The organism is Georgenia sp. 311 (assembly GCF_006151955.1).
Classification (GTDB): domain Bacteria; phylum Actinomycetota; class Actinomycetes; order Actinomycetales; family Actinomycetaceae; genus Oceanitalea; species Oceanitalea wutianyii.
This window is the reverse complement of record NZ_VDFS01000043.1, coordinates 118,381-125,819: the sequence shown is the minus strand read 5'-3', so window position 1 is coordinate 125,819 and position 7,439 is coordinate 118,381. Positions and strand designations below refer to the sequence as shown.

Below are 7,439 nucleotides of genomic sequence, written 5' to 3'. Positions count from 1 at the left end.
TGGCCGGGCTCCGCGGAGCCCGGCCACCGGCGTCTCTGCGTCAGCCGAGGAGGCCGAGGATCACCTCCACCCGCGCGTGCAGGTCCTCACGCGCCTCGGTGTGGAGCGTGTCGGGCCGCGTCGGGTGCTCGAGGTGCCGGACGAACCGGTCCAGCGCACCCCGCGCCTGCTGCTCGCGCCCCGCCTCGAGGTGGCGCTCGGCCAGCTCGAGCGTGTGGGCCAGCTGGCGGGCGATCGGCCCGGCGACGGCGCCGGAGGCGACGTGCCGGTCGAGCGCCCCGGAGAGCTGTGCCAGCGCCTCGGTCGGGTCCGCGGGTGTCCCGCCGCCCGTGGCGAAGGTGTGGCTCCACTCGGTGACCGCGCCCTCGGCGAGCTCGTAGCCCTCGGCGGCGCGGGCGGTGACGGTGACCGTCCCGCTGCCCGGGTAGGTGCCCGCCGCGACGACCTGACCGTCGACGACGTACTCCACGCCATCGACCGCCGGGATCGTGTACGTGTCGTCCGCGGTCCCGTCCTCGTCGGTGAACGTCACCGGCGCGGGCGTGACCTCGGCCGGCTCCTCACCGGCGACGGTGAAGGTGAGCTCACCCTGCTCGCTCGTGTTGCCGGCCGCGTCCGTGGCCCGGAAGGCCACGGTGTGCTCGCCCGGCGCGGACACCTCGACGGCGCCCGCGTAGGCGACCCACTCCCCGCCGTCGAGGGAGTACTCGAGCGTCTCGACGCCCGACCCCTCGCCGTCGTCGGCCGCGAGGACCAGGCGAGCCGGTGCCTCGTAGGCCGAGAAGTCGGCGCACGCGATGGGCAGGCCGGGCAGCTCGGGCTCGTGGATCATGATCGACAGCGGCTGCTGCCGGGCCACCCACGTCGCCCCACCGGAACCGATCGCCACGCCCTGCTGGTTGGGCACCAGCCCGCCGCGCGGGTCGCTGCCCGAGGTCGCCCAGATCTCGTTGGGCGGGGCCATCGGGCCGTCCGGGTCGTGCATGTAGTGCCCGCCGTGGTCGTGGCACGCGCCGTCGTGCAGGTGCGCGGGGTACTCCGCGCCCCCCGGCAGCCCGGTGACCCGGACCGACACGTCGGTGCGGCCCGAGGACTTCACCAGCGTCGCGGTGCCGGCGATGTCCAGGTCGGTGCGGTCCGTGGGGTGGAACTCCCCGCGGGAGGTGCCCAGGACGTTGCCCTCGACGGTGGGCGCCTCCTCGTCCACGGGCGGCTCGACGTCGCCGCCGGTCACCCGGAACCAGTCGAAGCTCACCGTCACCGGCTCGGTCTGCTGCGGGCCGACGGCGACGAGGCCGACGGCCGAGAGGTCACCCGCGTGCGTCACCGGGCTGCCGAGGGAGGTCCAGGTCTCCCCGTCCTCGCTCACCCAGCCCTCGTAGCTGTCACCGGTGCGGCTCAGCCGCAGGTGCCAGTACTCGCCCTCGGGGTTCCCCGCGAGGTCGATCGCCGAGTTGCCGCCGGCCCCGAAGGACCCGCCGACCTCGGAGACGAGCTCGGCGCCCAGCGAGAGCGGCTGCCCCGGCTCGTTGCGCGCGACGACGTCGAGCTTGACGTACTCGTCGTCGCTCCCGTAGGCGAGCAGGCCGGCGTACTGCCAGCGGTGCGCGAGGGGCGCGTGGAACCGCGTCTCCACGGTCCAGTCACCCTCCGGCGCCGTCTGCAGGACGAAGTTCTCCGGCGAGAGGGGGTTGGCGTTGTCGATGTCGCCCGGCGCGGTGGTGATGTGGAGCTCCCCGTCGGAGACGGAGAGGTTCTCCTCCACGTACCGCACCGTGGCGTCCCAGCGGCACCCGTCCAGCGCGTCGCCGTCGAACTCGTCGTCCGGCTCGCGCTGCCCGTCGTCCTCCCGGTCCGGGGTGAACCGGACGTGGTCGACGACGGCGACGGCGTCGGGCGTTCCCGTGTCACCGGCCGCGACCACGCCGATGCTCGCCCCGGGGTCGAGCGTCGCCGCGCCGTCGAGCGCGGTGAAGGACTCCCCGTCGAGCGAGTACGCCGCGCTCACGTCCTGCCCGTCGCTGGTCAGCCGCAGGTGCACGGTGGCAGGCGCGTCGGCCGGGAGCGTGAGGTTCGGGGCGTGCTCGGTGCGCGACCCGCCTGCCTCGGTCCAGTACTCGAGGAACCGGCTGCCGTCCTGGTGCTTGGTGAACGTCAGCTTGGTGTAGTCGTCGTCGGTCGTGTGGAGCATGAGACCGGCGTACTGCCAGTGACGCTCGTGCTCGAGGGTGACCGTCGTGTCGACCTGCCACTCCCCGGCCGGCGCCGGCCGGCCGACGAAGCTGATGTCACCGGCGTTGGCGCCGTCGATGTCGCTGCCCGTCACCGGCAGGTGCAGGGCACCGTCGGCGACGGTGACCGGCGCGCCCTCGGCGGACCGGACCGTCGGCCAGCGCCGCGGGTCCAGCTCGCCGTCGAACTCGTCGCTCATGCTCACCGGGCACACCGGGCCGGGGCCCGGCTCCGGGTCGGGTCCGGGCGAGGTCGGGTCGTCGTCGAAGACGAAGTCGCTGAAGACGACCTCGCTCGTCGCAGTCGCGTGGTGCGCGGTGACGAACAGCCCGAGGTCCTGCACCGACGCGGCGCCGGGCAGGGTGACCGGCTCGCCGATCTGCGTGAACGTCACGCCGTCGGTGCTGTGGAACGCGGTGTACTCCGCCCCGTCGCGCACGATGCGCACCCACGCGGGGTAGGCGGTGGAGCCGGACCCGGTCGAGGCGTTGAGCTGGCCGTTGCCGTTGGCCGAGCGCAGCCACTCGAACCCGCCGCTGGGGCGGATGCCGAGCGCCGCGTAGCCGGCGGACTGCCCGGGCGCGGTGATGTCGTTGCGGACGATGAGCCCGGCCTTGGCGCTGCCGTGCGAGTTGCCCTGGCTGACGATCTTCACGGTCGCCGACCAGTTCTCGTCCGCGCCGGCCGGCAGGTACAGCGAGCTGTACTCGTCGGCGGCGTTCCACATGTTCGCCCCGCCGGAGGTGATGACGAACGAGCCGTCCTCACCGCGGTCGAACTGGCCGCGGGCGTTGGTGAACTGGCTGAAGTCGCCGAACGGCTCACCGACGGTCACGGGCACGATGCGCGACGTCGTCGAGACGCCGTTGTCGTTGGTCGCGACGGCGGTGAGCTGGAAGACCGACTCCTCGGTGATGTCCCACGTGACGCCGTAGGGCGCCTCGGTGTCGACCCCGATGGACTGCCCGTCGACGAAGAACTCGACCTGGGTGATCTCGTTCTCGGCGTCCTCGGCGTCCGCGGTGACGGTGACGGTTCCCGGCTCGAGCGACTCGTCGGCGACCGGGGCGGTGATGGTGACGCGCGGCTTGGTCGTCGGGGAGACGCCCTTGCCGTCCGCCTCGATGAAGTTGAGCCGGATCTCCCCGTCACCGGGGAAGACGACGTACAGGGTGAAGGACTCGCCCGGGTCGGCGAGCTCCACCGGGACGTCGGTGTAGCGCGCGAGCCCGCCGGTCGACGGGACGCTCGCGGTGGCGAGCAGCTCCCCGTCCGGGGCGTCGCGCCGCAGCTCGACGTCCCCGCCGGTCGCGGAGGCGACCCGCAGGAGCAGCCGGTCGACCCCGACGAGGTTGACCGGGTCGTAGGAGGCCCACGCCCCGCCCTGGCCGCTGATCGAGGTGCCGTGGCCCTCGACGTCGCGCGACGGGGCGGTGGTGGTGCCCTGGGAGTCGGTGTGGAACTCGGCCTCGCGAGCCTTGGGGAAGAGCAGCGAGGTGTCCTGGCCGACGAGGCTCGGGACGCCGTCGCCGCCGGAGTCCTGGTACCGCGCGTCGAGCACGTAGAAGACGTTCATGTCGTCGCTGTGCCCGCCGCCCAGGCTCGTCGTCACCGAGCCGGTGCGCCCGGTGAACGGCTCGGCCGGGTGGGCGTGGCCGTCGTGGCCGAGGGCCGGCTGGACGATGATGTCCGCGTCGGCGATCTCCTCCTCTGCGTCGCTCGCCTCGATGTCCCACGTGATCGTGTCGCCGAAGTCGAAGAACGCGCCGGTCGGCGGCATGGTGAAGCGGATGTCGGGGCGGGTGTTGCCGACGGTGACCGGGACGGTCGTCGTGCCGACCTTCCCGTGCGGGTCGGTGACGGTGAGGCGGGCGTCGTACACGCCGTTCTCGGTGTAGGTCGTCGTCGGGCTGACCTCGGTGGAGTCGGTCTCCCCGTCCCCGTCGAAGTCCCACGCGTAGGTGAGGTCCTCACCCTCGGGGTCGGTGCTCCCCGAGCCGTCGAAGGTCACCTCGAGCGGCGCCTGGCCGCTGTCCGGCGTGGCCGTGGCCACCGCGGACGGGGAGCGGGATCCGGTGACGTAGTCGATCCGGTGCAGGCCGGAGTCGGGGTTGTGCCGGCCGAAGCCGCCGCCCCAGTCCAGGACGTACATCGACCCGTCGGGGCCGAACTTCGCCTCGATGGGCGCCATGAACGGCTCGGAGGGCAGGAAGGCGTTGACCTTCTCCAGCCCGCTGCCGTCCTCGGTGAGGAGCATCGAGTACATCGCGTTGCGGGCCCACTCGAAGAAGAACGGCTGCCCGTCGAAGTACTCGGGGAACTTGGTGTCGGACTCCAGCTCGGGGTCGAACCGGTAGAACGGGCCGCCCATCGGGGCCAGGCCGCCCCCCTGGGTGACGATCTCGGGGTGGGAGGCGCGCTGGTAGCCGTACCACATGTCCGGCGCGACGGCCGGGGGCAGCTCGGTGAGACCGGTGTTGTGGATCGAGTCGTTGACCGGTGCGTCGCAGTCGAAGAACTCCCCGACCGTCACCGGGTTGGTGCGGTAGTCGACGTCGCGGAACGGCTCGTTGTCACCCATGCACAGCGGCCAGCCGTAGAAGCCTGGCTCCTCGACGATCATCCACTCGGCGATGCCCGCCGGGCCGCGGTTCGTGGGGTTGTCGTTGCCGTTGTCCGGGGAGTAGTCGGCGAGCGACAGGTTGCCGGTCACCGGGTCGATAGCGAACTGGAAGGGGTTGCGGAAGCCCATCGCGTAGATCTCGGGCAGCGTCTTCTCGGTGCCGACGGGGAACATGTTCCCCTCCGGGATCGTGTACGTGCTGCCCGCGCCCGGCTCGGCGTCCGGGGCGATGTCCTCCAGCGGCGTGATCCGCAGGATCTTGCCGCGCAGGTCGTTGGTGTTGGCCGACGTCGCGCGGGCGTCGTGGAACTGCCCGTCGCGCTCGGAGATCGGGGCGTAGCCGCCCGACGGCTCGGAGTGCGGGTTGACGTCGTCGCCGACGCCGAGGAAGAGGTTGCCCTCCGCGTCGATCTCGACGACGCCGCCGGTGTGGCCCGGCTCGTCGGGCAGACGCCGCGCCGGCACCTCGAGCAGCACGCGCTCGGTGTCCGGCTCGATGAGCCCGGTCGAGTGGTCCATGGTGAAGCGGGACAGGACGTTGACGAAGTTCGCCGGGTCGGTGTCGTCCTCGCTTGCCGGGGAGTAGTACAGGTAGAGGTGACCGCTGTCGGCGAAGTCGTTGGCCAGCGCGATGCCGAGCAGCCCGTCCTCACCGCCGGAGTAGACGTCGAGCTCCAGCGCCGTCGTCGTCGTGTGGGAGGCGGGGTCGTAGACCCGCACCTGGCCGCGGACGAGCTCGGTGAAGAAGACGCGGCCGTCCTCGGCGATGTCCATCCCGAAGGGGGCGGAGGTGTTCTGGTCGAGCGCGACGCGCTCGTACATGCTCCAGTCGGTGCCGCCGCAGTCACCCTCGGCCAGGCCCGCTGCCCACTCGACGCCACCGAGGATGTGCCCGACGAGCTCGGGCTCCTGGAAGTGGGAGGGGAAGTGGCCCATGCCGGTGGCCCAGGCGCGTCCGCCGTCGTAGAGCTTGCACCAGGAGATCGGGTGGTCGTAGCCCATGGCGTTGCCACCCGGCGCGTACGTCGTCTCGTCCATCGTCGCCAGGACGTGGGCGGTGCCGCGGACGTTGTTGGAGAAGTTGTACCACTCGTCCGCGCGCTCCCAGCGCTGGGGCAGGTGCTCGGTCGAGGGGTGGGCGCGGTCCTCCACGCGCACGGTGCCGGGCAGGCCCGGGTCGGTGCCGGTGGCGGCGTGGCCGGGCATGAGGGAGCCGACGAGCTCGTCCCACCACGCGTAGTCGCCGCGCATGTCGGTGGCGTTGTGGATGGCGACGATGCCGTTGCCCGCCTGCTGGTAGGCCTCCAGGGCCGCCTTCTGGTCCTCGGTCCACGGGTCGCCGGAGGTCTGGAACATGACGAGGGCGTCGAACTGCGCGAGCCCCTCGTCGGTGAAGATCTCCGGGTCCTCGGTCCAGACCGAGCCGATGCCCTCGGCGGCGAAGGCGTCGAGCAGCAGCGGGGTGCCCTGCTCGATGGTGTCACCGTGGCGCCAGGCCGCGGTGGCGGTGAAGACGAGGACGTCTGCCCGTTCGCCCTCCCGCGTGTCGATGATGTCCAGGGCCGGGACGGTGTCGGCGGCGGCGGGTAGCGCGGCGAGCAAGGTCAGACCTAGCGCGCCGGCAGACACCGAGGCCACCGCCCGTCCCCAGCCGGGGCGTGCAGTGCTCATGAGTGTGGTTCCTCCTGGTCGAGACTGTGTGCGTCCAGCCGCCCGTCGCCGGGCGGTCCCCCCGTCAGCTCCGCGGCATCAGTCCCTTCAGGTGGGCCAGGCCATCGACGGCGATGGCGTCCTGGGTGACGGCGAGCGGCCTCCAGATGGAGGCGGCCGTCGCGATGGTCTCGTTCTCCCCGGTGAAGGACTCGATGCACAGCGGGCCGGTGTACCCGGCGTCGTCGAGGGCTGCGAGGATCTGCGGCCAGGGCAGGTGGTCGGCGCCGGGGGCGCCGCGGTCGTTGGCGCACACCTGGACGTGGGCGATGCGCGAGCCGGCGCGCCGGATCGCGGCGGGCACGTCCCGCTCCTCGATGTTGAGGTGGTAGACGTCGAGGAGGAGCCCGACGTCGGGCAGCGGGGCGAGCGCCTCCAGGGCCTGGTCCACGGTGTTGAGCAGCGACGTCTCGTACCGGTTGAGCGGCTCGACGGCGATCCGCACCCCGGCCTGGCGCCCGTGCTCGGCGACCGGCGCGAGGTTCTCGGCGAGCTCGGCGTAGCAGCGGCGCCGCTCCTCCTCACCCATCCGCCACGTGCGCCCGACCGAGGCGTAGGCCGGCCCGGCGATGACCGGGGAGCCCACGGCGTGCGCGGCGTCGACGACGCCCCGCAGGTAGTCCTGCGTGGCGCGCACGGTCTCGGCGTCGGTGGCGACGAGCTCGCTGCCCTCCCCCATGACGAGGGTGACGGTGGCGCCCAGGCCGAGGTCGGCGAGCAGCCGCGCGGCGGCCTGCGGGTCCCAGTCGCCGAGGTGCTCGACGGGCAGCTCGATGAGGTCGAAGCCCCAGTCCCGGACCCTGGGGGCCAGGCGCCGCAGGGACTCGTCGGTCAGCGGCGAGGTCCACACCCACGTGTTCACGCCGATCGGGCG

At 72.6% G+C, this 7,439-nt stretch carries 2 protein-coding genes; both read right to left on the bottom strand.

The genetic code is table 11. From position 1 onward, the window contains the following. Nucleotides 1–40: 40 nt before the first annotated feature. Entirely contained in the window at nucleotides 41–6,526 is a 6,486-nt protein-coding gene (locus FHE66_RS09170; protein ID WP_139072645.1) for a ThuA domain-containing protein, read from the bottom strand. A gap of 64 nt (nucleotides 6,527–6,590) precedes the next feature. Further along, nucleotides 6,591–7,439 (bottom strand): sugar phosphate isomerase/epimerase (locus tag FHE66_RS09165; protein ID WP_255303664.1); only part of this gene is annotated, 849 nt, incomplete at its 5' end.

Excerpts from the sequence above, each read along its gene's own strand:
- FHE66_RS09170 (WP_139072645.1), bottom strand. The coding sequence starts at position 6,526 with ATGAGCACTGCACGCCCCGGCTGGGGACGGGCGGTGGCCTCGGTGTCT.